This window comes from Achromobacter sp. Marseille-Q4962 (genome assembly GCF_943737005.1).
Lineage (GTDB): Bacteria > Pseudomonadota > Gammaproteobacteria > Burkholderiales > Burkholderiaceae_B > Achromobacter.
Genome location: NZ_CALSFU010000008.1, coordinates 159666 through 186655, shown reverse-complemented (window position 1 = coordinate 186655; position 26990 = coordinate 159666). Strand labels below are relative to the sequence as shown.

Sequence of the window (26990 nt, the reverse complement as noted above, 5' to 3'; positions counted from 1 at the left end):
GTATTCTCGTTCAGCAGGTAATCCACTTTTGCTCCGCCACCTGTTCAATATTTATCAAAAAAAAGTACATCGGCTTACCAGGCGGCTGGGGCCCCATGCGCTCTATGAAAAAGCGCCCCGAAACCCCGTGATCCTGAACAGAATCGGACTATTTCAGACAACACTGGAAACAAAAACGCCCCGTTTGCCCGAGTTTGCGCTGGCGCGCGCCCGAGCCGCGCTCGAAATCGGGCACGACACGGTTCTTGCTGCCCCGCGGTATGCCGGCCTCGTCTCCGACCACGAACGGCGCCAGTACGCCCTGGCGTTGGCCCGCAGCGAGCCGCGGGCCGCGCTGCCCTGGCTGCGCCCCGGGGAAAGCGCGCTGCGCGCGGCCTGCCTGCTGGCGGCCGGCGACACCGGCGGCGCCATGGATGCGCTGCGCCCCCTGGACCCAATGTTAAGCAAATCCAAGGATTTGCATGCAATTTTTGCTGCAGTGCACATCCAGGCCGGTGAATTCTCTCGGGCAAGAAAATATTTGAAATATGCATTGACAAATACATGCATGGACGACATCGCGGACGATTCCCCCCTCAAAATGGCGGATTTCGTTGGGAAAAAATGCACCCGCGCGGCGGGCGGCGCGCTGGTTTCGGTAATCGTCTGCGCCCGCGACGCGCAGTCCACCATTTCGCTGGCGCTGTCTTCCGTAGCCGCGCAGGCTTATCGCGATATTGAAATTATTGCGATTGATGACGGCTCGGCCGATCACACATTCCAACATATGCTGCGCATGGCGCGAGTCGATCCGCGTATAACTGTCCACCGTTTTCCGAATAATGGCGCCTACGCTTCCAGGAATATAGGAATGCGCCTGGCAAAAGGAGATTTCATTACTTTCCTGGACGCCGACGACATTATGTTGCCGCACCGCGTGGCCGCGCAGGTCGCCCAGCTGGAGCGCACCGGCGCACACGCCGCGGTCAGTCGCCTGATACGCCTTTCCGAGGACGGACGCCTTGTCGCACCCCGCATCTATCCGTATATCCGCCACAACCCGTGCTCGCTCATGCTGCGGCGTTCCGCGGCGCTCGCCGTGGGGGATTTCGAAGAGGTGCGCATGGGTGCCGACGAGGAATACGAACACCGCATCGGCCTGCTGCTGGGGCGCGACGCCGTGACCCGCAGCGCCGATGTCCAGACCCTGGCCCTGCATCGCGGCACGTCGCTGACGCAGGCGCCGGACTCGGGCCTGAACAGCCCGCGGGGCCGCCGCGCGCGCATTGCCTACCGCGAAGCCTGGGTGCGCCGCCACGCCCGCGCCGCACGGCCCTGATCTTCCACTTCCGCACCGCTACCGCCCATGCCTCCACAGACCGCCGCTCTCACCGCCCTGCCCCCGGCCGCCGGGACTCTCGCGCCCGCGCAGGCATCCCATCTCGCCCGCGAAAACGAGTTGATGCACGCGCGCCTGGAACAGGAACGCGCCGCCCGCCTGCAAGCCGAGAAGGACCTGGCCGGCGTCAAGGCGCTGTTGCGCGAAGCGCACCAGATGCTGGCGCGCCAGGAACGCACGCTGACCTGGCAGTTCGGCCAGGCGGTCACGCAGGCGCGCGGACTGTTCGATTACATGGCGCTGCCCTGGCGGCTGTACCGGTTGTCCAGCGCGCACAAGCGCGAACGGCGCGCATCGCGCACGCCGCGCCAAAGCGCGCCGGCCGCCCTGCCCGCCGAAACGGCCAACGCCATCAAGGAAGCGCTCGACTATGCCCGCCGCGTGCGCGACGCCGAGGTCATCCTCTGGATCTCGCGGCAGGGCTGGCCGGCGCAGACCCGGCTGCGCGCCCTGTGCGAAGTGGCCAAGTGGGCGCGCAGCAGCTACCCCCACATTTCCGAACAGATCGCCGAACAGCTGCTGGACATGGAGCCCGGCGCGCCCGCCGTGCGCCAGCTCGCCTTCAGTCTCTACGACGCCGGCCTGGTGAGCGCGCCGGCCAGGCTGCTGGAGCGCGCCGAACAGGCGGGCGCCGAATTCAGCACCTCCGAACGGCACCGCGCCCGCCGCGTGCGCAATGCGCACGAGCTGCTGCGGCGCGCGGGCCAGCCGCGCCGGCCCCGCGCGCGGCTGGAGGCTCCGGCCGACGGGCCGATCGTCATCGTCTCGCCGATCACCCTGCTGCACGGCCGCACGGCCGCGAGCAATGCGCTGCACCGCCATGCCGTGCTGCTGCGCAAGCGCTACGGCGCGGTGCGCGTGATCTGCCTGGCGCAGGACGAAGCCATGCGCGCCGACGCCGCCGCGCACGCCGAGCTGCATCAAAGCGGCGTCACGCTGGACGGCGTGGTGTACCAGGCCATCCAGAGCAGTCCGGGCCACACGCAAGCCATCGAGGATGCGGCGCAGACCCTGGCCGACGCCGTGCTGGCCGCCACCGTTTCCGGCCGCCCCCGCGCGGTGCTGGCCTGGAACAGCATCCGCTGCGCCCTGGCCGCCGACCGGGCCGCGCAGTCGCTGCGCGTGCCCTACGGACTGGTCATGCTGGGGCTGGAGTACTTCCAGAAGCCCGCCGCGCGCCAGAAGCTCTCGGAGCGGGGCCGCCTGGAACTCAAGCTGGTCGGCGAAGCCCTGGCCAACGCCGACCTGATCGCGCTCGGCTCCCAGGCCATGCACGAAGCCGCCAACCAGCTCCTGCCCGCGACCCGCGATGCCGTCATCCTGCCCCCGCTGCCGCTGCCCGCCGGCCCCGCCCGCAAGGCGGCCGCTCCCGAGGTGGACGCGGCGCTCGCGGCGCTGGAAAACAAGGTGGTGATCGCCCTGACCGAGGATGCCCCCGACCCGGCGCTGGCGCGCCGCATCATCGACGTGTACGCGGAAATCGCCCTGCGGTTTCCGAACGTCGTGTTCCTCGCGCTGAGCGGCGGACGCGCCGCGGCGGCGATGCATCGGCACGCCGTCTCGATCGGCCTGCACGAGGAGCAAATGGTTTTCGTCTCCGAAATCACCGATCTGCCCTCGCGCGAGCAATTGCTGTCGCATATCGACCTGGCGCTATTTCCTTATATTCCCGCGCAGGGAGAAATGCCGCCCCTGCCCGCCACCGCGGCGCTGCTCGAATGCATGGCGCACGGCATCTGCCCGGCAGCCGGATTGAGTCCCGCTTATTCCGAACTGATCGAAACCGGCCACGACGGCCTGCAGGTGGATTATTCGCAATCGGCCTCCGAAGTGGCGGCCCGGCTGCTGGAGGCGCTGGGCGAACCGGCCCGGCTGCATGCCATGGGCAAGCGCGCGCGCGAGCGCGTCCAGCGCCAGTATCCGCCCCTGGAGCAGGCCCTGGACGAGTTCATGACCCAGGCGGCCCAGCCGCAGCCGGCCAGCCCGGGCGTGCGCCGGGCCGAGCCCAGGCTGATGCGCCTGAAAACCCCATGACGTTCGAGACCGGTTTTTTGAATAATCCGGCCGCGATTTTGAAACAGTTGTTTTTATATTGCTTCTCGCCAATCCATATATAACCGTCCCCGCCCCTTGGGCGCCGGGATGTCCGTTACTCACACTCACTCCGGCCGGGTTTTCGATACTCGCGCTTCCGGTATCTTTTCGCCCTGATGTAATGAAGGAGTATTGAACCGTGATTATTTCCACGATAGGATCGTGCCGCGTCGCCGGCCCGATGACCAAGCTTCAGGCGCAACGCAATTTCGTGCTGGATAATCGTCTGCTGTATGGTTTCACCCACAACACCAAGGAAACCATCCAGGCCATCCGCTACATGCGCGGCGAGGTTTCGCTGCCCGAGGGCGTGTGGTCCTTCCTTTCCAGCGAACCTGTGCGCGAATCGAATCCCGCGCACGCGCTGCCCTCCGACCTGCGCTACGTCGTGGAAATCAGCTCCACCAAGGTGCTGGAGCTGGACGGCGTCTACCTGCAGCTCGTGCGCTTCAAGGAAGCGCTGAACTTCTGCCCCGAGCTGCTGAAGATCTTCTTCGAGCATTCCGGCCGCGATGCGCTCGAGCGCCGCCGCGAGGCCCTGGAAGCGGCGCCCAGCTTCGCGCACGTGCCGCCCGCGGCCAGCCGCGCGCTGCTGAACACCGTGCTGCACGTGCAGAACGCCCAGGAAATCCTCGACGACCTGAAGGTGATCCAGCAATTGCTGGGCCGCTCCTTCGTGCTGGTCACCCACTGCAACGCCATGAATGCCGCCGGCCAGCCCATTGCCGATCGCGCCCAGATGGTGGAAACGGTGAAACTCGCGGCCCAGACCCTGGGCATCGAGACGGTGGAGCCCGGCGTGCTGCTCGCCCACTTCGGCCAGAGCCGCGGCATGCCCGAAGAAGGCCGCGATACCGCGCATTACACTCCCGCCTTCGCCAAGCTCGTGGGCCGCGCCATCTGCGACAAGCTGCTGGGCACGGACGCCAGCCTGCCGGCGGGCCACGGCGCCGAGCCGCTGGACTGGAAGCAGTGCATCGAACGCGCCAAGTCCGCCGCCAGAGAGCTGGAGTGGGACAACGCCCTGCTGCTCACCAACCGCGCGCTGGAGCTCAAGGGCGGCAGCCCCACCGCCTACGTGCTGCGCGCCCGCGCGGTCAGCGCGCTGGAGCAGACCGACGACATCCTGGACGCCTGGACGATGGCGCTGTCCATCGACAGCAACCGCAGCGCGCACATCCTGCGCCAGGCGGCCGAAGGCGCCATGAAGGTGGGCGATTACGCCAGCGCGCGCGACTGGGCCGCCGAATCGCTGGACAAGGAAAGCGACGAGAAGACCGCCCTGCTGCTGGGCCGCATCTATTCGCGCCTGGGCCAGAACAAGCAGGCCGAGGAAGCGTTCGCGCGCTATGCGGCCAGCGATGCCGAGCGCTCGCTGCGCTTCGCCACCCGCAGCACCACCCCGCTGGCGGACGCCGCCAACATGGTCAATGCGCTGTCGCGCACGCCCTCTGTCAACGCCGGGCACCTGGAAGCCGCGCGCGCGGCCGTGCTCAAGCGGGCCGCGCGCGAAGTGAAGCGCACCGGCCGCATCGGCGCGCTGCTGCCTTCGCTGAGCGCCTTCTACGCCCTGCAATCGCTGCCGCAATCCAGCGACGAAGAAAACCACGGCGAGCAGATCAACCAGGCCTACCGCCGCCTGCTCAAGGCCTACGAGAGCTACCCGGAATACCGCAACAGCAGCGAAACGGTGGCCCTGCTCGGCCGCCTGGCCGCGCTGTCGCCCGTCGATCCCCGCTACGTACAGCGCGCCGCCAAGCAGCTGCAGGCGCAAGGCCAGACGCGCGCCGCGATCGAATGCTGGGAGCGCCTGGCCGCCTCCAGCCTGCCGGCCGAGAAGGACACGGTGCAGCTGGCGGCCGCCAAGCTGCAGCAGCTCGGCGCCTACCGCGCCGCCGCGCAGGTCTACAACCGCCTGGCGCAAAGCGGCGCGATGGCCATCACCAGCGCGCACGATCACGTCGACAAGTGCCTGCGCGCGCTGGCCCGCAGCTTCCGCAAATGCCTGAGCGAAGAACGCCTGCGCGACGCCGAGGAAGCCATCAACGGCATCCAGGCCATCGACCCGACCTACCAGGGCCTGATCTCGCTGCAGCGCTCGCTGGCCGACGCCCACAAGCGCGAGTTCCTGGCCCGGCGCAGCAGCGCCGCCAGCCCGGACGACGTCATCGCCAGCGCGCAGCGCGTCATCCAGGCCAGCCCCATGGACCGCGAGGCGAACATCGAGCTTGCGATGCAGAACCTGAAAAACGGCAACGTCGCCGAAAGCCGCCGCATTCTCGACCGCTTCCTGCAAGGCGCTTCCGCCTGACGACGGCAAGAAAGAAAACGCGCCCGCGCCGCGGCCGCGTTCTTCCGGGGAGCCGCGCTTGCGGCGGCCCAAGCCCAAAAAAAACCGGCCGCCCGCAAGGGCGCGCCGGTTTTTCCCTGCCTGCGCCTGGCTTACTGCAGCAGGCTGCGCAGCATCCAGGCGTTTTTCTCGTGCACGTCGAGCCGCTGCGTGAGCAGGTCGGCGGTGGGCTGGTCGTTGGCGGCGTCGGCCTTGTCGAAGGCGGCGCGGGCGGTCTTGGCCACGGATTCGTTGCCGGCCACCAGCAGGCGCACCATTTCCAGCGCCTCGGGCACCGAGTCCGGCTCGGCGATGGACGACAGCTTGCCGTATTCGCGGTAGGTGCCCGGCGCGTAGTGGCCCAGGGCGCGAATGCGCTCGGCGATGCTGTCCAGCGCGTTCCATTCTTCCGTGTACTGTTCCATGAACATCTGGTGCAGCGCGTTGAACATCGGGCCCGTGACGTTCCAGTGGAAATTGTGCGTCATCAGGTACAGGGTGTAGGAATCGGCCAGCAGCTTGGACAATTCGCCTGCCACGGCGGCGCGGTCCTTGTCGGAAATGCCGATGTTGATGCGGGGCACGGTAACTTCTTTCTTCGTCTTGGCCATTGCAGCTCCCTTCAGGAAGAGTGAACACGACAAGAATAACACTGCTCCATGCAACATTCGGGCAAGACGCCGGGCTTGCCGCCGCGGCCGGCCCGCGCTTTTGACGCCGCGCAAATCCGCCGCGGGATGGCTGCGCTAGTCTTGCTCGGCCGCGGCCTCCGTGGACAGCATCCGGACGCCCGGCAGATCGCACTCGTACACCGCCTGGGCCAGCGCCTCGATGGCCGCCAGGCGCGGGAAGCTGCGGCGCCATGCCAGCACCACCCGCCGTTCCGGCACCTGGCCCTCGAAGGGCAGATAGCGCAACAGGCCGTTGGGCGCGGGATGCTCCGGCACCGCCGTCACCGGCAGCACCGTCACGCCGATGCCCGCCGCCACCATGTGCCGGATGGTTTCCAGCGACGACCCCTCGAAGGTGCGCTGGATGCCATCGCTGGCCGCCGAGAAACGCGAGAGTTCGGGACAGACTTCCAGCACCTGGTCGCGGAAGCAGTGCCCGCTGCCCAGCAACAGCATGGTCTGCTGTTTCAGGTCCTGCGCGTCGATGGCCTCGCGCCTGGCGAATTCGTGGTCGTGCGGCACCGCCACCACGAAGGGCTCGTCGTACAGCGGCTGCATTACCAGCCCGGCCTCCGGCAGGGGCAAGGCCATGATGGCGCAGTCGATTTCGCCCTGGCGCAGCAGCTCCACCAGCCGCACGGTGAAGTTTTCCTGCAGCAGCAGCGGCATCTGGGGCGTGCGGGCGATCTGCACCGGCACCAGGCGCGGCAGCAGGTAGGGGCCGATGGTGTGGATGACGCCCACGCGCAGCGGGCCGGCCAGCGGATCGTGCCCCTGGCGCGCGATCTCCTTGATGCTGGCGCTTTCCTCCAGCACTTTCTGGGCCTGGGCCACGATGCGCTGGCCGATGGGCGTGACGCCCACCTCCGAGCCCCCGCGCTCGAACAGCGTCACGCCCAGCTCGTCTTCCAGCTTGCGTATCGCGACCGATAGCGTGGGCTGGCTGACGAAACAGGCCTCGGCCGCGCGGCCGAAATGCCGCTCGCGCGCCACCGCCACGATGTACTTGAGTTCGGTGAGAGTCATGGGGACTACGCTCCCGGAAGTTGCATGAATTGAGGCATGGTCATGTACGCAGGAAATCCTCGCGCCCGCGCATCCAGCGCGCCAGGTGGGCCGCCACCGCCTCGGGATGTTCGGCCCGCAGCCAGCCGGCCGCCTCGCGCGCGTCTTCGGCAATGGCGGCGTCGGTTTCAAGATCGGCGAAACGCAGCAGGGCCATGCCCGACTGCCGCGTGCCCAGGAACTCGCCCGGTCCGCGCTGCTCCAGGTCGCGCCGCGCAATCTCGAAACCGTCGGACGTCTCGAACATGGCGCGCAGCCGCTCGCGCGCGATCTGCGACAGCGGCGTCTGGTACAGCAGCACGCATACCGATTCGGCCGTGCCGCGCCCCACCCGGCCGCGCAGCTGGTGCAGTTGGGCCAGGCCGAAACGCTCGGCGTGCTCGATCACCATGAGCGAGGCGTTGGGCACGTCCACGCCCACTTCGATCACGGTGGTCGCCACCAGCAGGTCGATCGCGCCGTCGCGGAAAGCCTGCATGACGGCGGCCTTCTCGCTCTGCGGCAGGCGGCCGTGCACCAGGCCGATGCGCAGGTCGGGCAGGTCGGCCCGCATGCCTTCGTAGGTGTCCACCGCCGTCTGCAGCTCGAGCGCCTCGCTTTCCTCGACCAGCGGACAGACCCAGTAGGCCTGCCGGCCGGCGCGGGCGGCCTGGGCCACATGCGCGATCACTTCGTCGCGGCGCGCGTCCGACACCAGCTTGGTCACCACCGGCGTGCGCCCGGGCGGAAGCTCGTCGATGACCGACACGTCGAGGTCGGCAAAGAATGTCATGGCCAGGGTGCGCGGAATGGGCGTGGCGCTCATGTTGAGCTGGTGCGGCACGATGCGCCCGCGCACCGTCTCGCCCTTGCGGGTCAGCGCCAAGCGCTGGCCCACGCCGAAGCGGTGCTGCTCGTCCACGATGGACAGGCCCAGGCGGTGGAATTCGACGTGGTCCTGGATCAGCGCCTGCGTGCCCACCACGAGCTGCACGCTGCCGTCGGCCGCCGCCGCGGCCGCTTCGCGGCGCGCCTTGGCGCTCAGGCTGCCGCTGAGCCAGGCCACGTTCACGCCCAGCGGCTGCAGCCATGCGACCAGCTTGCGGAAATGCTGCTCGGCCAGGATTTCCGTGGGCGCCATCAGGGCCACCTGGGCGCCGGCCTCGATGGCCTGCGCCGCCGCGATGGCCGCCACCACGGTCTTGCCGCTGCCCACGTCGCCCTGCAGCAGGCGGTGCATGGGATAGGGCTTGGCCAGGTCGGCCGAGATTTCGCGCACCACGCGCTCCTGGGCGCCGGTGAGCCTGAAAGGAAGGGCTTCGTACAGTCGGTCCACCAGCCCGCCCCGCGCAGTGCGCGCGGGCAGCGGCTCGGCTTCCTTGACGCGGCGGGCGGCGCGCGCCGCCGCCAGCGACAACTGCTGGGCCAGCAGCTCGTCGAACTTGATGCGCCGCCAGGCCGGATGCACCCGGTCGAGCAGCGCCTGTTCGGGTTCGCCCTGCGCGGGCGTGTGCAGCGCGCGGATCGCGGGTTCGAACGGCATCAGCCCGTAGCGTTCCCGCGCCGCTTCCGGCAGCGTGTCGGACAGGTCGGCGCGGTCCAGCGCCTGCGCGATGGCGCGCCGCAATACCGGCTGGGGCAGGCCCTCGGTGCTGGGATAGACGGGCGTGAGCGCCGTGGGCAGCGGCGTGTCGGCGCTGCTCATGCGCGGATGCACCATTTCGCGGCCGAACAGGCCGCCCCGCACCTCGCCCCGCGCGCGCAGCCGCTTGCCGGCGGCGAGCTGTTTCTGCTGGCTGGGGTAGAAGTTCAGCCAGCGCAGCTGCAGCTCGCCGGTTTCGTCGGCCAGGGTAGCCGTCAGTTGGCGGCGCGGCCGGTAAAGCACTTCCGACCTGACGATCCGGCCTTCGACCTGGGCGGGCGCGCCGGGCCGCAGCGAGGCGATCGGCACGACCCGGGTTTCGTCCTCGTAGCGCAGCGGCAGGTGCAGGATGAAGTCCTCGGGCAGCACCAGCCCCAGATTCCGGAACTTGCGTTCCGTATCCGTCATGGGTTTGCGGGCGGCAGACTGCCCGCCAGCCACGGCCGCGGCCGTCATGAAGCGCGTGCCCTCGTTGCCCTGGAACCCCGGCGCCTAGAGCACCATGATGGCTTCGACCTCGAACTGCGCGCCCTTGGGCAGGCTCGCCACGCCCACCGTGGAGCGGGCCGGGAACGGCTGCGGAATGATCTCGGCCATGATGGCGTTGGCGGCGGTGAACTTGCCCAGGTCGGTGAGGTACAGCGTGAGCTTGACCACGTTGTCCAGCGTGCCGCCGGCTTCCTTGATGACTTCCTGCATATTGGCGAATGCCTGGCGCACCTGGGCGTCGAAATTCTCGGAAACCAGGTCCCCGGTGCCGGGCTCCAGGCCGATCTGGCCGGAGAGGTAGACGGTCTTGGCGCCGGTGGCGGCTACCGCTTGCGAGTAGGGGCCGACGGCGGCCGGCGCGGCATCGGTATGGATGATCTGCTTGCTCATGGGCGGAATCCTCGATTGGGGGCAGCCTGCGGCTGCAACTATCGAAGTTTAATCACCAATAGCCGTCCGCGAAAGTACGGCATGCGCACGATGCGCCCCCCACGCTCGGGCCGGTCCGGCTCAACCCTCGCGCCCGCCCGCGCCGCCGATGTCGCCCCGGTGGGCCGCCAGCAGCTCCCACAGCGACTGCGCCGCCAGCGGCAGCGTGCGTCCCTGGCGGCGCACCAGATAGAGCGGCCGGGTCAGGGGCCGGCCCGCCAGGGGCACAATGCGCAGCTCGGGGCCGCCGAAGTGGAACAGCGTCATGGCCGGCACCACGGCCACGCCCAGGCCCGCCCGCACCAGCCCGGTCACGGTGGCCAGGTGCTCCACCTCGAACACCGGGGCCGGCGCGTCCGCCCCCATCGCCGCGTCCAGGTGCTTGCGCACGCTGCTGTTGCGCGCGAGCTGGATCATCGGATGCCGCGCCACGTCGCGCAGCCGCGCGCGCCCCGCCGAGGCCAGCGGATGGTCGGCCCGGCACACCAGGAAATAGCGGTCGGCGTAGAGGAATTCGCTGTCCAGATCCTGCATGTCGGGCCGGCGCGAGGCCACCGCGAAATCCGCCACGCCGTCGCGCACCATGTCCAGGCACGGGTCCAGCAAGGCGTCGCGCAGATCCACCGCGATGCCGGGATGCCCGGCGCGGAAGCGGGCCAGCAGTCCGGGCAGCCAGCCCGCGGCCAGCGAGGGCAGCGCCGCCAGCGCCACCCTGCCCCGGCGGCGCGCCGCATGGTCGCGCAGATCGCCCATGACCAGCTCCATGTCGGCCAGCAGCCGGCGCGCCGACGCGTCGAGCACGCGCCCTTCGGCGGTGAGCTCGACGTGGCGGGTGCTGCGGTCGAAGAGGCGCAGCCCCGCGCTTTCCTCCAGCGAGCGGATCAACGCGCTGAACGCGGGCTGGGTCAGATGGCAGCGCTGCGCGGCCCGCGTGAAATGGCGTTCTTCGGCCAGCGCCACGAAGGCGCGCAGCTGCCGGGCGGAGAGATTCATGGATTTTCTGGATTAATTGATCTGATTTTTCTATTTTACGTATGAACCGGCGCTGCCTATAGTGTCCCGGAACCCGCCTCCGCGCCGGCAGGACCGGCGGCACGGAAGCCAGACCTTTCCTACCGCCGGCGCGCGGACCGCGCGCCGCTCCGTGGAACACCGACATGCCCCAGACACCCCTGCTCGTCGGCTGCGCCAGCGGCTTTTCGGGCGACCGCAGCGACGGCGCCGCAGCCGTGGTGCGCACGCTGGCCGCGCGCGGCGGCGGCACGCTGATCTTCGAAACCCTGGCCGAACGCACGCTCGCCCTGGCCCAGCTCGCGCGCAACGCCAACCCCGACGCCGGCTATGAACCCCTGCTCGACGATCTGGTCGCTCCCGTGCTGGCCGACTGCCTGCGGCACGGCATCCGCATCGTTAGCAATTTCGGCGCGGCCAACCCCCGCGGCGCCGCCAGGCGCATCGCGGAGCTGGCGCGGCAGGCCGGGCTGCGTCCGCCCCGCATCGCCGTGGTGCACGGCGACGCGCTGGACGGCCAGGCGCAGCGCGCCCTGCTGCGTTCGCGCCTGGGCGCGGCGCTGGACGGCGTGGAGGTCGTCAGCGCCAACGCCTATCTCGGCGCCACGGAAATCGCACAGGCCCTGCAGGCCGGCGCCGATGTGGTGGTGGCCGGGCGCGTGGCCGACCCCTCCCTCACGCTGGGCCCGGCCCTGGCGCATTTCGGCTGGCGCCTGGACGATTGGCCGAGGCTGGGCCGCGCCACCATCGCCGGGCACCTGCTCGAATGCGGGCTGCAGGTCACCGGCGGCTATTTTTGCGTGCCCGGCCTGAAGGAAGTGCCCGACGTGCATCGGGCGGGCTTCCCCATCGCCGAAATCGACGCCGACGGCGGGTTTTCGGTCTTCAAGGCCGACGGCACCGGCGGCGCGGTGAACGCGCGCACCGTCAAGGAACAGCTGCTCTACGAGGTGCACGATCCGGCCCGCTACTACACGCCCGACGTGGTGGCCGACCTCAGCCAGGCCCGGGTCGAGGAACTGGGCGGCGACCGCGTGGCGGTGCACGGCGTTACCGGCCATGCCCGCCCCGACGAGCTGAAGGTCAACGTGTGCTACCAGGGCGGATGGCTCGCCGAAGCCGAGATCTCCTACGCGGGCGTGCAGGCCGAGGCCCGCGCGCGGCTCGCCGCCGACATCGTGCGCCGGCGCATCGGCGCGGACCTGAAGCTGCGCGCCGACCTCATCGGTGCGCTCAGCATCCTGGGCGACGACGACGGCCGGATGCTGGCCGGCCTGCCCGATTCCGGCCGGCGCGACGTGCGCCTGCGCCTGGCCGCCGAGCATCCCGACCGCGCCCAGGCCGAACGGGTGCTGCGCGAAGTCACGGCGCTCTATACCTGCGGCCCGGCGGGCGGCGGCGGCGTGCGCACCGCGCTGCGGCCGCGCCTGTACATGATGTCCTGCACCATTGAACGCGCTGCCGTCGAAAGCGGCTGGACCTTCCTGGAGTGACCCGCGCATGAACGCCCCATCCGCGCAACTGTCCGTCCCGCTCTACCGCCTGGCGCACAGCCGCTCCGGCGACAAGGGCAACACCTCGAACCTCAGCCTGATCGCCTGGGACGAAGCGTGCTACGCCGTGATCCGTGAACAGGTCACGGCCGCGCGCGTGGCCGAATGGTTCGCCTGCCGGCGCCCGGCCCGCGTGAGCCGCTACGAGCTGCCGCTGCTGCACGCCATGAATTTCGTGCTGGAAGACGTGCTGGACGGCGGCGTCAACAACGCGCTGAACCTGGACGCCCACGGCAAGAGCCTGTCGTTCCGGCTGCTGGACCTGCCCGTGCAGGTCAGCGCCGAACTCGCCCGCCGGCTGCCCGGCATTCCCGGCGACCATCCCCCGCCCGCCTGAACCGGGCATACAACACACACAAACACACGGAGACAACCCCATGCGCCTTTTTCTCAAGCTCCCCCTCGCCGCCCTGCTGGCCGCCGCGCTGCCGCTGGGCGCGCAGGCACGGGATTTCCCGTCCAGGCCCATCACCTTCATCGTGCCGTTCGCCGCCGGCAGCGCCACCGACCAGATCGGCCGCGCCATCGGCCAGGGCGTGACCGAACAGACCGGCCAGGCCGTGGTCATCGAGAACAAGCCGGGCGCGAGCGCGATGATAGGCGCGGCGGCCGCCGCCCGCGCCGCGCCCGACGGCTACACCGTCCTCATCACCACCAACACCACCCACGCGGCCAACGAGCATCTCTACAAGACGCTCACCTACGATCCGGTCAGGGACTACGCGCCGCTGACGCTGCTGGGCAAGGGCGGGCAGATCATGGTGGTCAACCCCTCCTCGCCCGCCAGGACGGTAGGCGATTTCCTGGACCAGGCGCGCAAGAACCCGGGCAAGCTGAGCTTCGGCAGCGGCAGTTCCAGCAGCCGCATCGCCGGCGAGCTGCTGCAGCAGATGGCCGACATCAAGCTGCTGCACGTGCCCTACAAGAGCAACCCGCTCGCCATCACCGACCTGCTGGGCGGCCAGATCGACATGATGATCACCGACACCGCCACCGGCCTGCCCCAGGTCAAATCCGGCAAACTGCGCGCCCTGGGCGTCACCGGCCTGGCGCGGTCGGCGCTGGCGCCGGACGTGCCCACCATCGCCGAAGCCGGCGTGCCGGGCTACGAGATGGGCTACTGGTTCGCCGCCTACGCGCCGGCCGGAACGCCGCCCGACGTGGTCGAGCGCCTGAACGAATTGCTGGTGCAAGCCACGCAGACCGCGCCCGCCAAACAGTTCTATGCGCAGACCGGCACCGACCCCGCCACGTCCACGCCCGACGAACTGGCGAAGTTCCAGCAGGCCGAATCGAAGAAGTGGGGCGACATCATCGAGAAGGCGGGCATCCAGCCCGAATGAACGACGCGGGGCCCGCGCGGGGCTTCTCTTGGCGTTGACAGGCCCTAAAGCACGTCCCGGGCCGACAGCATGGGGCTGCCGGCGATGCGCTGCGTGATGGAACGGCAGGCTTGCAGCAGCGGCGCCACATAGGCGGCCTCCGGGTCGGGCTTCTGGCGGAAACGCAGCGTGCTGACGCTGATGGCGGCCACCGGCGCGCCGTCGGGCCCGAAGATGGGCGCGCCGAAGCAGTGGATCCCGGCCTCGTTCTCTTCCTCGTCCGCGGCCCAGCCCCGCTCACGCACCCGGTCCAGCTGCTTGCGCAGGTCCGCCACGTCTTTCACCGTATTGGGCGTGTGGCGGGCAAAGGGCCGGGGCAGCAGGTCCAGGGCGGCCTGGAGCGCGGCCTCGTCCAGCATCGCCAGGTACGCCTTGCCCACCGCCGTCGAGTGCATGCAGACATTGGTGCCGATGCGCGAATTCATCTGCACGACGCTGGGGCTTTCCAGTTTCTCGATATAGACCATGTGCGGGCCGTTGGGCACGGCCAGGTGCACGGTTTCGCCCGTGGCGTCCCGCAGGTGCTTCAGGTCTTCGACCGCGGCCAGGCGCATTTCCGATCGCGCCCAGCTGCGGCTGGCCAGCTGGATCAGGCGAGGGCCCAGCGTGAGCCTGCCGGTGCCGGGATGTTCGGCCAGCAGCCGCTCGGCGACCAGGGCGGCCACCGTGCGGTAGACGGTGGGACGCGGATAGCCGCTGACCTTGCTGAGCTCGGCCACGGTCATCGGTTCGGGCGTGTCGGCCACCACCTGCAGCACGTGCATGAATTTCGAAAAAGCGGCGGTTCCCGCCACCTTCGCGGCGGGCGGTCTGGCAACGGGCTGGGAATCTTGCATGGCGGAAAGCGTGGCGTAGGCGGACAGGCAGGCTGAGAAAGCGAAGCCGCGCCGCGCGGGCGGCCGGCTTCGCCATTATCCCCGCAAACGCCCGCAGGCGGTTGCGCGGCGGCCCTCAGGCCGCCAGGTAGCCGCCGTCGATCGGCAGGATCACGCCGGTCATGAACGCAGCCGCGGGCGTGCACAGAAAGACCACGCCTTCCGCCACGTCCTCCGGCCGGCCCCAGCGCCCCAGCGGCGTGCGCTGCAGGATGGGGCCGGCGCGCTGGGGGTCGTCCTGCAGCGCCTGGGTCAGCGGCGTGGCGATCCAGCCCGGCGCCACGGCATTGACGCGCACCCCGTCGGCGGCATAGGCCAGCGCCAGCGACTTGGTCAATTGCGCTACGCCGCCTTTGCTGGCGGCATACGCGGGAACGAGCGAGCCGCCGAAGAAGCTCAGCATGGAAGCCGTGTTCACGATGCAGCCGCCGCGCCGCGCCAGGCGTTCGCGGGCGGCGCTGCATACGCGCATCGTGCCGGTCAGGTTGACGGCCACCACCTGCTCGAAAACCGCCGGGTCGTGCTCCGCCCCGCGCCGGATGACGCCGGCGCAGTTGACCACGATGTCCAACTCGTCCAGGCCGCGCAGCAGGCGGTCTACGTCCTCCGCCCGGCTCACGTCGCCGATGCGCACCTCGATACCCGGGTCCAGCTGGTCCGCCTCCGGGCGCAGGCCGGCGGCCACCGTGCGCGCCCCCAGTGCGGCGAGCCGGTTGGCGACGGCCGCGCCGATGCCCTGCGTGGCGCCAGTCACCAGCGCCGTCTTGCCGGCGAATAAATCCGCTTGGAACGTCATGCCTGCTCGCTCAGAAAGTACCGGGATAGGCGCCGCCGTCGGCCAGCACATTCTGGCCGGTGACGTACGCCGCATGCACGCTGCACAGGAAGGCGCAGATGGCGCCGAACTCTTCGGCATTGCCGAAGCGCCTGGCGGGAATGGCCGCCTCGCGCGCGGCCCGCAGGGCATCCACGCCCTGCCCCGCCCTGGCCGCCGAGGCCGCGAGGCTGGACTCCAGCCGGTCGGTGGCGAAAGCGCCGGGCAGCAGGTTGTTGATGGTCACGCCGCGGGCCGCGACGCTGCTGCGCGCCACGCCCGCCACGAAGCCGGTCAGGCCGCTGCGGGCGCCGTTGGACAAGCCCAGGATATCGATGGGCGCCTTCACCGCGCTGGATGTGATGTTGACGATGCGGCCGAAACCGCGCTCGGCCATGCCGTCCACCGTGGCCTTGATGAGCTCGATGGGAGTCAGCATGTTCGCCTCGACCGCGCTCAGCCAGTCCTGCCGGTCCCAGTCGCGGAAATCGCCCGGCGGCGGCCCGCCGGCGTTGGTGACCACGATGTCGTAGTCCCGATGCGCCGCGAAGACCGCCTCGCGGCCCCTCGGCGTGGTGATGTCGGCCGTCACGGCCGTCACGAAACCGTCGCTGCGCGGCCGCTCCCGCAGCAGCCGCTGGCGCGCGGCCTCCAGCGCCTCGGCGCCCCGGGCGACAATCACCACGTTCACGCCTTCGCGCACCAGGGCGAGCGCGCAGCCATAGCCCAGCCCCTTGCTGGCGCCTCCCACCAGCGCGGTCTTGCCGCTGATGCCCAGATCCATCCTCTTGCTCCTTGTCCGTGCGGCGGGCGGCCTATGGGCGCATGCCGAATTTTTCGATGAGGCCCTTGAACGTCGCATTATCCCGCTCCATCAGCGCCGTAAAAGCCGGCTGGTCGGCCACCACGTAGCCCAGGTTCTGCTCCGCCATGAACCGCTTCAGGCCGTCTTCGGCCGCCGCCTTGCGGAACGCGGCGCCGAGCACGTCCAGCACCGGCTGCGGCGTACCCTTGGGCGCGGCGATGCCGCGCCACGTGCCGATGGACAGGTCGATGTTGCGCTCCTTCAGCGTGGGCACGTTCTCGAACCCGGGCACGCGCTCGTCGGCCATGACGGCCAGCGGCTTGAGCTTGCCGGCCTTGACGTACTGCATGACCTCGGCGGGGCTGACGGCCACCGCGTCGATGTGGCCTCCCAGCAGGGCCAGCACCGCCGGATTGCCGCCGTTGAACGGAATATGGTTGAACCTGGCGCCGGTCTTGTCCTCCAGGGCGGCGGCGGCCAGGTGCCAGATCGAGCCGATGCCCGCATTGCCCACCTGCATGCTTTCCGGCCTGGCGCGCGCGGCGGCCAGGAATGCTTCTATGGTGTCGTAGGGCGAATCGGCCCTGACCGTGATCGCCGAGGGATCGGCATTGAGCTGGATGATGGGCGTGAACTTGTCGTAGGTCGTCCTGGTCAGGCCCAGGTGCGGAATGATGACCATGTCCGCCGTCACCAGCGCCAGCTTGTAGCCGTCGGGATTGCTGTTGGCGACTTCGGTCAGGCCGATGCCGCCGGCCGCGCCCGGCTTGTTGAGCACCACGATGGGCTGAGGCAGGTAGGCGCGCGAGGCATCGCTCATGGCGCGCGCCATGGCGTCGGTGCCCCCGCCCGCGGCAAAGGGCACGACGAGTTCGATGGGACGGCCGGGAAAGTTCTGCGCCCGCGCCGCCGGAATGGCGGCCAGCGCGGCGGCGCCGCCGAGCAGCGCGGAAAGCATGCAGCGATTGAACGCGCGACGTTTCATGATGTCTCCGTGTCGTTTTTGTATTGCGGGGTGGATAGCCGGACCGCCCGGGGCCGCGCCGGCCCCGCGCCGTCAGCGGATGAACTGCCGCACGTAGTCTTCGCCCAGGCCCGCTTCGGCGTAGTGCCTGCGGCACATGTCTATCTTGGTGAAGACGTCTTCGTACCCCATGCCCGCTCCCCACGGGTCGGTGTAGTACATGACGCCGTTGACCTGGAAGTACGTAATCATTTCCTCGACCTCGGGCGGAACGTACAGCGTGTGCGTTTCGCCGGGCGGCTCGAATACGTAGCTGCCTTCGACCGCCTCCCAGTCGTGTTCCAGGTAGCGCCAGCGGCCCTTGAGCACGAAGCCGTGCACGGCCTGCGGATGGCGGTGGCGGCTGAGCACGCCCGACTTGCGCACCCGCAGCAGGTTCGTCCAATAGCCCTGGCTGGCGTTCAGACAGAGCGGCCGGAACCACACGTTCTCGGCCTGCGGCACCCACAGCCTTTCATCGGTGGGAACGGCGTGCGGAATCACGATTTCGGGCAAGGCCTCGGGCGGATTCGGGTACTGGCAGGGGGTGAGCGGTTCGGCATCGGGCCGGTCGGCTGGCATGGTTTCGATCCTTCCATATAGTGGACATTTTGTTTATTTTATGGACGAATTATAAAAATAGCCCCCGCGCGCGACAGCGGGGCTAACCCTGAGCTGCGGCACGGCAACGCCCGCGTTCCGGGCCCGCAAAACAAAAAACCCACCGCGATGCGGTGGGTTTCCTGCCCAGGGGAAGAGACGCCGGCCTATTTTTCCACGAACGCCCGCTCGACCACGTAGTCGCCCGGCTGGCCCACGCCCGGCGACACCACGAAGCCGCGCTTGTCCAGCATGGCGCTGATGTCGGCCAGCATGTGGGGGCTGCCGCAGATCATGGCGCGGTCGGTTTCGGGGTTGATCTGGGGCAGCCCGATATCTGCGCACAGCTTGCCGTTTTCCAGCAGCTGGGTGATGCGGCCCTGGTTGCGGAACGGTTCGCGCGTGACCGTGGGATAGTAGATGAGCTTGTCGCGCACCAGCTCGCCGAAGAATTCGTTCCGGGGCAGCTCGTTTTCGATGTAGTTGGCGTAGGCCAGCTCGCTCACCCAGCGCACGCCGTGCACCAGCACGACCTTTTCGAAACGCTCGTAGACGTCCGGATCCTTGATGATGCTCATGAAGGGCGCCAGACCGGTGCCGGTGCCGAACAGGTACAGGTGCTTGCCGGGCTTGAGATCGTCCACGACCAGCGTGCCCACGGGCTTGCGGCTCACCAGGATGGTGTCGCCTTCCTTGAGGTGTTGCAGCCGCGACGTGAGCGGGCCGTTCTGCACCTTGATGCTCAGGAACTCGAGGTTTTCCTCGTAGTTGGCGCTGGCGATGCTGTAGGCGCGCAGCAGCGGCTTGCCTTCGACTTCGAGGCCGATCATGACGAAGTGCCCGTTATGGAAACGCAGGGCCGCATCGCGCGTGGTTTTGAAGGAAAAGAGGGTGTCGTTCCAGTGGTGCACGCTCAGGACGCGCTCGGTATTGAAGGCAGCCATGTGGTATTTGCGTTGGGGACAGGCGAAGCGCCCCGCCTGCCGGACGATTTTTCCGCATCGCACAAAAGAACGGACGCGGCCGGATTAGGGTTGTCCCTATTGTACTAGGGCTCGATGATAATTGCTCTCATTATTCCGTAATACCCTTATGCCCATTTTGACTACAGTCAAATCGGACGTGTCCAAGCTTACCAATAGTTGAACGCCCCTCTTCTTCCTGCTATCGTCCGACTCTCACTTGATAATAGTTTTCGTTAGCAGGAGCCCTCCCCCATGTCCCGTCCTCTCCTGAATCCGCTGCTGCGCGCCCTCGCGCTGGCAGGCGCCGCCGCCTTCTCCGCGTCCGCCCTGGCCGCCGGCGAAGTCAGCCTCTACACCACCCGCGAGCCCAAGCTGATCCAGCCCCTGCTCGACGCCTTCACCAAAGAGAGCGGCATCAAGGTCAACACCGTGTTCGTCAAGGACGGCCTGCTGGAGCGCGTCAAGGCCGAAGGCGACAAGTCCCCGGCCGACGTGCTCATGACCGTGGACATCGGCAACCTGCTCGACCTGGTCGACGGCGGCGTCACCCAGTCGATCAAGTCCGAGACGCTGGAATCCGTCATTCCCGCCAACCTGCGCGGCGCCGACGGCAAATGGTACGCGCTCTCGCTGCGCGACCGCGTGCTCTACGTCGAAAAAGACCTCAAGCTCGACAGCTTCCGCTACGAAGACCTGGCCGATCCCAAATGGAAGGGCAAGGTATGCATCCGCTCGGGCCAGCATCCCTACAACACCGCGCTGGTCGCCTCCATGATCGCCCACGACGGCGCCGAGGCCACCGAAAAGTGGCTGCGCGGCGTCAAGGCCAACCTGGCCCGCAAGGCCGCCGGCGGCGACCGCGACGTGGCGCGCGACATCCTGGGCGGCATCTGCGACATCGGCCTGGCCAACGCCTATTACGTGGGCCACATGAAGAACGCCGAGCCGGGCACCGACGCGCGCAAGTGGGGCGACGCCATCAAGGTCATCCGCCCCACCTTCGCCAACGCCAAGAGCGGCGGCACCCACGTCAACGTGAGCGGCGCGGCCGTGGCCGCCCACGCCCCCAACAAGGAAAACGCCGTCAAGCTGCTGGACTTCCTGGTTTCCGACCAGGCCCAGACGCTGTATGCGCGCGCCAACTACGAGTACCCCGTGCGCAAGGGCGTGAAGCTCGACCCGGTGGTGGCCAGCTTCGGCGAGCTCAAGGTCGATCCGCTGCCGCTCACCGAGATCGCCAAGCACCGCAAGCAGGCCAGCGAGCTGGTGGACAAGGTCGGCTTCGACAACTGACGCGCCACGCGGCCGCGCTCCCCCCGGGGCGCGGCCCGGCTCTTTCCTGGCCTGCCCGGCCGGCCGTCCCCGGGGCTGACAGGCGCCCGCTCGCGGGCGGTCCGCGCATTTGCGCCCAACCCATCCGAAGCATGCATACCCATTCCCTGCCCCGGCCGCTGCGCCTGCGCCTGACCGAACGCGGCGGCGGCTGGCTGGCCGGCGCCTGCCTCATCGCGCTGGCCGTGCTGGCCCCCCTGCTCACCCTCGCCGGCTGGGCGCTGGGCGGCGACCTCGCGCATTGGCGCCACCTGGCCAGCTACGTGCTGCCCCAGGCGCTCGCCAACACCGCAATGCTGCTCGCCGGCGTCGGCGTGCTCGTCAGCCTGCTGGGCACCGGCGCGGCCTGGCTGGTGACCGCCTACGATTTTCCCTCGCGCCGCATCCTGACCTGGGCGCTGCTGCTGCCCCTGGCGGTGCCCACCTACATCATCGCCTTCGCCTACCTGGACCTGCTGCACCCCATCGGGCCCATCCAGTCGGCCATCCGCGCGGTGCTGGGCTTCGACAGCCCGCGCCAGTTCCGCCTGCCCGACCTGCGCTCGATAGGCGGGGCCATTTTCGTGCTGGGTTTCGTGCTCTACCCCTACGTGTACCTGAGCACCCGGGTCATGTTCATGACGCAGGCCGCCAGCCTGCTGGAAGCCGCGCGCACCCTGGGCGCGGGCCGGGCCGAGGTCTTCTTCCGCGTCGTCCTGCCCCTGGCGCGCCCGGCCATCGCCGTGGGCGTGAGTCTCGCGCTGCTGGAAACACTGAACGACATCGGCGCCTCGGAGTTCCTGGGCGTGCAGACCCTGACCGTCTCCGTCTACACCACCTGGGTGACGCGCTCGGACCTGGCCGGCGCGGCGCAGATCGCCCTGACCATGCTGGCCTTCGTGGTGGGCCTCATCCTGCTCGAACGCCATGGCCGGCGCCGCCAGCGCTACGCCAACACGCAGCGCATGCGCCCCATGCGGCCGCGCCGCCTGCGCGGGCCGGCCGCCGCCCTGGCCGCGGCGCTGGGCTGGATTCCGGTGCTGGCCGGCTTTGCCGCGCCCGCCCTCTACCTGGTCTGGGAAACCTACAAGCGGCTGCATCTGGTGGGCGGCGTGTCCGACCAGCTGCTCGCGGGGCTGCGCAACACGCTGACGGTGGCCGTCAGCGCCACCGTGGTCACGCTGCTGTGCGGCCTGGTCGTGGCCTGGGCAGGCCGCAGCCTGCGCGAAAGCGCGGTCTTCAACCCGGGACGGGCCTGCGGCCGCATCGCCAGCCTGGGCTACGCCGTGCCCGGCACCGTGCTGGCCATCGGCCTGCTCACGCCCTTCGTTTGGATAGACCGCGCGATTGCGGGCGTGTTCGGCGGGTCGGGCCTCTTGCTCATGGGTTCCATGGCGGCGCTGGTATGCGCCTATTCCATCCGCTTCCTCGCCATTTCCACCGGCGCCATCGAGGCCGGCCTGGCGCGCATCCCGCCCTCGCTCGAACAGGCCTCGCGCCTGCTGGGCGAAACCTCCGCCGGCACGCTGCGCCGCGTGCACCTGCCGCTGCTGCGCCCGGCGCTGGCGGCCAGCGCGCTGCTGGTGTTCGTGGACGCCATGAAAGAACTGCCCGCCACCCTGCTGCTGCGTCCCATGAATTTCGATACCCTGGCCACCTGGCTGTACGCCGAGGCCGCGCGCGGCACCTATGAAGAAGGCGCCGTCGCCGCGCTGGCCATCGTGCTGGCCGGCCTGCTGCCGGTGGTGCTGCTGGCCCGCACCAACCTCAAGATGGGACATTGAACACCGTGCCCGACCTACTCCAACTCGATCATCTCTGCCTCGCCTACGACACCCCGCAGGGGCCGCGCCGCGTGGTGGACGACCTGACGCTGGGCCTGCCGGCCGGCGACATCGGCTGCCTGCTGGGCGAATCCGGCTGCGGCAAGACCACCGTATTGCGCGCCATCGCCGGATTCGAGCCGGTGCGCTCGGGCCGGATCCTGCTCGACGGCGCGGTGCTTTCCTCGCCCACGGCGCAGGTTCCGCCCGAGCAGCGCCGCGTGGGCATGATGTTCCAGGACTATGCGCTCTTTCCGCACCTCTCCGTCGAACAGAACGTGGGCTTCGGGTTGCGCCGCATGACGCGCGCCGAGCGCGCCCGGCGCGTAACCGAGATGCTCGAACTGGTGGGGCTGGCGCACGCCGCCGGCAGCTATCCCCACGAGATCTCCGGCGGACAGCAGCAGCGCGTCGCGCTGGCGCGCGCCCTGGCGCCGTCTCCCGACCTGCTGCTGCTGGACGAGCCCTTCTCCAACCTCGACGTGGACACGCGCGAGCGCCTGGCGTTCGAGGTGCGCGACATCCTCAAGCGCACCAACCATACGGCGATCCTGGTCACGCACAACCAGGCCGAAGCCTTCGCCATCGCCGACCACATCGGCGTGATGGCCCAGGGCCGCATCGCCCAATGGGACACGCCCTACAACCTGCGGCACCATCCCGCCAACGCCTTCGTGCGCGACTTCATCCGCCCCGAGGCATTGGCCGAGCAGCGCGAAGCGGCCTACGCGCGCGGCCGCTGAGCCGCGGGCGGAGCGTCCGCGCCCCGCCCGCCTAGCCTTCAATCGGCCGAGAGCTTCACCTTCCGCGACAAGGCCCTGAACGCCTCGTACTGGCTGCGCGTGAGCTTTTCCACGTCTTGCGGCGCGGAACCGAAGGGCGTGAAGCCGGCCTGCTGCAGCGTGGCCTTCACATCGGGCAGCGCCAGCGCCCATTGGAACGCCTCGCTCAGCGTGTCCGTCACGTCGGCCGGCATGCGCGCCGGCCCGTATACCGCGAACCAGGGATCGACCACCGCGCCGGGGTAGCCCAATTCGGCCAGCGTGGGCACGTCCGGCAGCGAGGGCGAGCGCTGGCTGCCCGTGACCGCCAGCGCTCGCGCCTTGCCCGCCTGGATATGCGGCAGCGAGGCCGGCAGGTTGTCGAACATCACCGGCAGGTGCCCGCCCAGCAGGTCGTTGATGGCCTGCGCGCTGCCCTTGTAGGGAATGTGCTGCATGCCCGCACCCGTGATCTGGTCGAACATCACGCCAGCCAGGTGCATGGACGTGCCCGTGCCGGGCGTGCCATAAGCCGTGCCCGGATGCGCCTTGGCGTATGCAACCAGCTCGCTCACGCTTTTCACCGGCACCGCCGCGCCTGTCTCCAGCACCACGGTGGAGGTGCCCAGCATGCTCACGCCGGTGAAATCCCGCATCGGGTCGAACGGCATGGACGGATAGACGAAGGGGTTGAGCGCATTGGTCGAAATCGCGCCGAAGCCGATGGTGTAGCCGTCGGGCGCCGACTTGGCCACGGCGTCCATGCCGATGTTGCCGCCCGCTCCGGGGCGGTTCTCCACGATGACGGGCTGGCCCAGCCTCTCCGTGAGCTTCTGCGCCGCCGCGCGCGCCACCAGGTCGGTGGTGCCGCCCGCGGTATAAGGCACGATGAAAGTAATGGGTTTGGCGGGAAAGCCCGCGGCATGCGCGGCCGTGCCCGCCGCCGCCAGGGCCAGCGCGGCCGCGCCGCACAGCGACTTGATGCGTGCTTGAATCATGATGTCTCCATTCCGCTTTTCTCGGCAAGCGGGTGGCGCATCATACCGCCGGCGCGCCCGGCTCAGGCGCGCGGCGCGGGCAGCGGGATGAACTCGGTTTCGTCGCCCGGCACGGTCTGGCCGAAGCGGTCGCGCTGCCATGCTCTCTTGGCCTCCTCGATGCGCTCCTTGCTGCTGGAAACGAAGTTCCACCACACAAAGCGCGGGCCGTCCAGCGGCTCGCCGCCCAGCACCGCGAAACGCGCCGCCGAGCGGGCGCGGATCTCCACCGGCCGGCCCGGCGCGAACACCACCAGGCGTCCGCTCTCGAAGACCTGGCCGTCCACCTCCACCGCGCCTTCGGTCAGATAGGCGGCGCGCTCTTCGTACTCCGCGGGCAGCACGACGGCCGCGCCGGCCTGCAGGCGCAGATCGCCATAGAAGAGCGGCGACAGCGTCCGCACCTGCGACGTCCGGCCGAACAGGGAACCGGCCACCACCTGCGCGCGCACGCCCTCGCCTTCCACCACCGGTTGCGCGTCCAGCCCGTAATGCGTGAAGCCCGGGTCCGCTTCTTCGTGCTCGCGCGGCAGCCCCACCCAGAGCTGCAGGCCACAGAGGCGCTGGGCGGCCAGGCGGCTCTCGGGCGAGGAACGCTCGGAATGCACGATGCCGCGGCCCGCCGTCATCCAGTTCACCTCGCCGGGCAGGATGGTCTGCACGTGCCCCGCGCCATCGCGGTGCACGATGGCGCCCTCGTACAGGTAGGTCACCGTGGACAGCCCGATGTGCGGATGCGGGCGCACGTCCAGGCCGGCGCCGGGTGCGAATTCCGCCGGCCCCATCTGGTCCAGGAACACGAAGGGGCCGACCGCGCGGCGCTGCGCCGACGGCAGGGCCCGGCGCACTTCGAATCCTCCGAGGTCGCTGGTGCGCGGCACCACGACGGTTTCGATCCGGCCCTCGCCGGCTGCTGACAAAGTGGACATGGCAATCTCCGCAGTAAGGGGCCCGTGCGGGGCGTGCGGCCCGGATCCGGAATCCGGTTTCGGATCGGGCCTCGAATCCGGGCTGAAAGCCGGCCTGGAAGCCGGTTTCAGGAACCCGCCCCCAAGTATGAACCATGGGCGCGGGCCGGCGAGCCCGCCCGGGGATGGCCCTTCCCCGGGGCGGCTCCGCTTTCCCGCCTTCAGGCGAGGTCGAACACCAGCACTTCGGCCTTGCTGCCGCCCGACAGCGTCACCCGCTCTTCGCCGGTGACGGCCGCCGCGTCGCCGGCCGACAGCGCCTGCCCGTTGACCATGATGCTGCCCCGGGCCACGTGCACCCAGGCCCGGCGTCCCGGCGCGAGGGCGAGCGATGCGCTCTCGTCGCCGTCGAACAGGCCGGCATAGAGCGTGGCGTCCTGGTGGATCTTCATGGAGCCGTCCACGCCGTCGCGCGAAACCAGGGCCTGCAGCCGTCCGCGCTTTTGCGCGTCGGAGAACTGCCGCTCCTCGTACTCGGGCACGATGCCGGTCACGTCGGGCTCGATCCAGATCTGCAGCATGTGGGTTTCACGGTCGGGCTGCGGATTGAATTCCGAATGCAGCACGCCCCGGCCCGCGCTCATGCGCTGCACGTTGCCCGGCTGGATGGTGGAACCGCTGCCCATGCTGTCCTTGTGGGCGACCGCGCCGTCCAGCACGTAGGTAATGATCTCCATGTCGCGGTGGCCGTGCGTGCCGAAGCCGCGGCCCGGGGCGATCCGGTCGTCGTTGATCACGCGCAGGGCGCCAAACCCCATGTGCGCCGGGTCGTAATAGTTGGCGAAGGAAAAGGTGTGGAAGGAATCGAGCCAGCCATGGTTGGCGTGGCCACGTTCGGCGCTGCGGCGCAGAGTAAGCATGATAGGCTCCTGTTTCAGTTAAAGTGAATGACCTCGCGTTCCGGTCGGATTCCGCTTGTCATCCGTCATGAGTGCTATTCTGCAGTCACCCGGACAGCAATTGAGCCACTGATTTTGAAGACATCATTCAATATTTTCGAATGAAGAATGACGCCCCCTCGCCGCACGCCATCACGCCCGACCTGCTGATGCTGGTGGACGCCATCGCCCGCCATGGCAGCTTCGCCAAGGCCGCCCGCGAACTGGGCAAGGTGCCCTCCGCCGTCACCTACGCCATCCGCAAACTCGAAGACGGGCTGGACGTGCTGCTGTTCGACCGCAGCGGCCATCGCGCCACGCTGACGCCTGCCGGGCAGGCCCTGCTGGACGACGGCCGCCAGCTCCTGCAGGCGCTGGACGACCTGGCCTGCCGCGTCAAGCGTATCGCCTCGGGCTGGGAAGTGGAGCTGCGCATCGCCGTAAGCGCCGTGCTGCCCTGGCGGCCCATCTACGAGCTGATCGAGGAATTCCAGGCGCTGGGCAGCGCCACCACGCTGCGCTTTTCGGTCGAGGTGCTGAGCGGCAACTGGGACGCGCTGGGCGCCGGACGGGCGGACCTGGTCATCGGCGCGCCGGCGGCCAGTCAGCCCGCCGGCCCCTACCGCACCCAGGCCATGGGCCAGACCCAGTTCGCCTTCTGCGTGGCGCCCCGCCATCCGCTGGCCGCGCTCAAGCGCCCGCTGCGCCGGGCCGATGTCGCGCCCTACAGCGCGGTGGTCGTGGCCGACACCTCCCGCGGGCTGCCGCCGCAGACGCGAGGCATCCTGGCCGAGCAGGCGATGCTGGTCATGCCCACCATGCAGGCCAAGATAGAAGCGCAGATCCGGGGACTGGGCTGCGGCTACCTGCCCATGACGCTGGCCGCGCCCTACGTGGCGCAGGGAGTGCTGGTGACGTGCGACACCGAAGAAGGCATGCCGCCCGTGGAGCACGTGGTGTACGCCTGGCGCGCCGAGGCGCCGGGCGAAGCCCTGAAGTGGTGGCTGCGGAAACTGCAATCGCCCCGGCTGTGCGAAAGCCTGCTCGGACTGGGCGAAGCGTAGGACGAGGCGCGGCCGGCGAGGCGCGGCTGGCGAGGCGCGGCCGGCGAGGCGCGGCCGGCGAGGC

General features: G+C 69.2%; 24 protein-coding genes. 10 read left to right on the top strand and 14 right to left on the bottom strand.

Features of this window, described 5'->3' with window-relative positions:
• Positions 1-28: 28 nt before the first annotated feature.
• The 3 genes from NGJ44_RS09355 (at position 29) to NGJ44_RS09345 (ending at position 5783) form a co-directional block, all read left to right on the top strand.
• Positions 29-1318: a glycosyltransferase family 2 protein gene (locus NGJ44_RS09355; protein ID WP_251863769.1), complete on the top strand. Its 1290-nt coding sequence runs from the start codon at positions 29-31 to the stop codon at positions 1316-1318.
• Between the two features lie 27 nt (positions 1319-1345).
• Positions 1346-3412, top strand: coding sequence for a glycosyltransferase (locus tag NGJ44_RS09350; RefSeq protein ID WP_251863768.1), 2067 nt, complete (start codon positions 1346-1348; stop codon positions 3410-3412).
• 199 nt (positions 3413-3611) lie between these two features.
• A complete protein-coding gene (locus NGJ44_RS09345) occupies positions 3612-5783 on the top strand; it encodes a capsular biosynthesis protein (RefSeq protein ID WP_053244546.1) in 2172 nt (723 codons plus the stop codon).
• Between the two features lie 131 nt (positions 5784-5914).
• Here NGJ44_RS09345 and NGJ44_RS09340 read toward each other — a convergent pair whose 3' ends face one another.
• The 5 genes from NGJ44_RS09340 to NGJ44_RS09320 all read right to left on the bottom strand — a co-directional run bounded on the left by NGJ44_RS09340 (position 5915) and on the right by NGJ44_RS09320 (position 11069).
• On the bottom strand, positions 5915-6412 hold the full coding sequence (locus NGJ44_RS09340) for a Dps family protein (RefSeq protein WP_053244547.1): 498 nt from the start codon (positions 6410-6412) through the stop codon (positions 5915-5917).
• Between the two features lie 135 nt (positions 6413-6547).
• Complete coding sequence (locus tag NGJ44_RS09335; protein WP_053244548.1) at positions 6548-7498, bottom strand: LysR substrate-binding domain-containing protein; 951 nt, start codon at positions 7496-7498, stop codon at positions 6548-6550.
• Positions 7499-7538: 40 nt separating this feature from the next.
• The gene (gene recG, locus NGJ44_RS09330) at positions 7539-9614 is read right to left on the bottom strand and encodes an ATP-dependent DNA helicase RecG (protein WP_502802121.1); all 2076 of its coding nucleotides are present in this window, start codon (positions 9612-9614) and stop codon (positions 7539-7541) included.
• Positions 9615-9650: 36 nt separating this feature from the next.
• Positions 9651-10037 carry a Rid family detoxifying hydrolase gene (locus NGJ44_RS09325; protein WP_053244549.1) on the bottom strand — a complete coding sequence of 129 codons (387 nt, stop codon included), beginning with the start codon at positions 10035-10037 and terminating at the stop codon, positions 9651-9653.
• 120 nt (positions 10038-10157) lie between these two features.
• The gene (locus NGJ44_RS09320) at positions 10158-11069 is read right to left on the bottom strand and encodes a LysR family transcriptional regulator (protein ID WP_251863766.1); all 912 of its coding nucleotides are present in this window, start codon (positions 11067-11069) and stop codon (positions 10158-10160) included.
• A 164-nt stretch (positions 11070-11233) separates the two neighbouring features.
• Between NGJ44_RS09320 and NGJ44_RS09315 the strand changes: the two genes are divergently transcribed.
• The 3 genes from NGJ44_RS09315 to NGJ44_RS09305 are packed head-to-tail and all read left to right on the top strand — an operon-like array spanning position 11234 to position 13983.
• Positions 11234-12580 carry an acyclic terpene utilization AtuA family protein gene (locus NGJ44_RS09315; RefSeq protein ID WP_251863765.1) on the top strand — a complete coding sequence of 449 codons (1347 nt, stop codon included), beginning with the start codon at positions 11234-11236 and terminating at the stop codon, positions 12578-12580.
• Between the two features lie 7 nt (positions 12581-12587).
• Positions 12588-12977, top strand: coding sequence for an AtuA-related protein (locus tag NGJ44_RS09310; protein WP_053244550.1), 390 nt, complete (start codon positions 12588-12590; stop codon positions 12975-12977).
• Between the two features lie 40 nt (positions 12978-13017).
• Entirely contained in the window at positions 13018-13983 is a 966-nt protein-coding gene (locus tag NGJ44_RS09305) for a Bug family tripartite tricarboxylate transporter substrate binding protein (protein ID WP_251863764.1), read from the top strand.
• Between the two features lie 44 nt (positions 13984-14027).
• On the opposite strand, the gene NGJ44_RS09300 is transcribed toward NGJ44_RS09305, so the two are convergent.
• The 6 genes from NGJ44_RS09300 to NGJ44_RS09275 all read right to left on the bottom strand — a co-directional run bounded on the left by NGJ44_RS09300 (position 14028) and on the right by NGJ44_RS09275 (position 19063).
• Positions 14028-14786, bottom strand: coding sequence for an IclR family transcriptional regulator (locus NGJ44_RS09300; RefSeq protein ID WP_235489274.1), 759 nt, complete (start codon positions 14784-14786; stop codon positions 14028-14030).
• 187 nt (positions 14787-14973) lie between these two features.
• The gene (locus NGJ44_RS09295) at positions 14974-15693 is read right to left on the bottom strand and encodes an SDR family NAD(P)-dependent oxidoreductase (protein ID WP_251863763.1); all 720 of its coding nucleotides are present in this window, start codon (positions 15691-15693) and stop codon (positions 14974-14976) included.
• 10 nt (positions 15694-15703) lie between these two features.
• Positions 15704-16495: an SDR family oxidoreductase gene (locus NGJ44_RS09290; RefSeq protein ID WP_251863762.1), complete on the bottom strand. Its 792-nt coding sequence runs from the start codon at positions 16493-16495 to the stop codon at positions 15704-15706.
• A gap of 31 nt (positions 16496-16526) precedes the next feature.
• The gene (locus tag NGJ44_RS09285; RefSeq protein ID WP_251863761.1) at positions 16527-17501 is read right to left on the bottom strand and encodes a tripartite tricarboxylate transporter substrate binding protein; all 975 of its coding nucleotides are present in this window, start codon (positions 17499-17501) and stop codon (positions 16527-16529) included.
• A 72-nt stretch (positions 17502-17573) separates the two neighbouring features.
• Positions 17574-18101 (bottom strand): 2,4'-dihydroxyacetophenone dioxygenase family protein, encoded by a 528-nt coding sequence (locus NGJ44_RS09280; RefSeq protein WP_053244554.1) that lies wholly within the window; start codon positions 18099-18101, stop codon positions 17574-17576.
• Between the two features lie 185 nt (positions 18102-18286).
• A complete protein-coding gene (locus tag NGJ44_RS09275; protein WP_053244553.1) occupies positions 18287-19063 on the bottom strand; it encodes a ferredoxin--NADP reductase in 777 nt (258 codons plus the stop codon).
• Positions 19064-19336: 273 nt separating this feature from the next.
• Here NGJ44_RS09275 and NGJ44_RS09270 point away from each other — a divergent pair, with 273 nt between their 5' ends.
• From NGJ44_RS09270 to NGJ44_RS09260, 3 genes are all read left to right on the top strand, one after another.
• The gene (locus tag NGJ44_RS09270; protein ID WP_053244552.1) at positions 19337-20377 is read left to right on the top strand and encodes a Fe(3+) ABC transporter substrate-binding protein; all 1041 of its coding nucleotides are present in this window, start codon (positions 19337-19339) and stop codon (positions 20375-20377) included.
• 131 nt (positions 20378-20508) lie between these two features.
• Positions 20509-22179, top strand: a complete 1671-nt coding sequence (locus NGJ44_RS09265; protein ID WP_251863760.1) for an ABC transporter permease — start codon at positions 20509-20511, stop codon at positions 22177-22179.
• A gap of 5 nt (positions 22180-22184) precedes the next feature.
• Positions 22185-22961 (top strand): ABC transporter ATP-binding protein, encoded by a 777-nt coding sequence (locus tag NGJ44_RS09260; protein ID WP_053245668.1) that lies wholly within the window; start codon positions 22185-22187, stop codon positions 22959-22961.
• A 38-nt stretch (positions 22962-22999) separates the two neighbouring features.
• On the opposite strand, the gene NGJ44_RS09255 is transcribed toward NGJ44_RS09260, so the two are convergent.
• From NGJ44_RS09255 to NGJ44_RS09245, 3 genes are all read right to left on the bottom strand, one after another.
• Entirely contained in the window at positions 23000-23977 is a 978-nt protein-coding gene (locus NGJ44_RS09255) for a Bug family tripartite tricarboxylate transporter substrate binding protein (protein ID WP_251863759.1), read from the bottom strand.
• A 62-nt stretch (positions 23978-24039) separates the two neighbouring features.
• Positions 24040-24945: a pirin family protein gene (locus NGJ44_RS09250; RefSeq protein WP_053245665.1), complete on the bottom strand. Its 906-nt coding sequence runs from the start codon at positions 24943-24945 to the stop codon at positions 24040-24042.
• Between the two features lie 200 nt (positions 24946-25145).
• A complete protein-coding gene (locus NGJ44_RS09245; protein ID WP_053245666.1) occupies positions 25146-25844 on the bottom strand; it encodes a pirin family protein in 699 nt (232 codons plus the stop codon).
• A 140-nt stretch (positions 25845-25984) separates the two neighbouring features.
• On the opposite strand from NGJ44_RS09245, the gene NGJ44_RS09240 reads away from it, so the two are divergent.
• A complete protein-coding gene (locus tag NGJ44_RS09240) occupies positions 25985-26926 on the top strand; it encodes a LysR family transcriptional regulator (RefSeq protein ID WP_251863758.1) in 942 nt (313 codons plus the stop codon).
• Positions 26927-26990 lie beyond the last annotated feature (64 nt).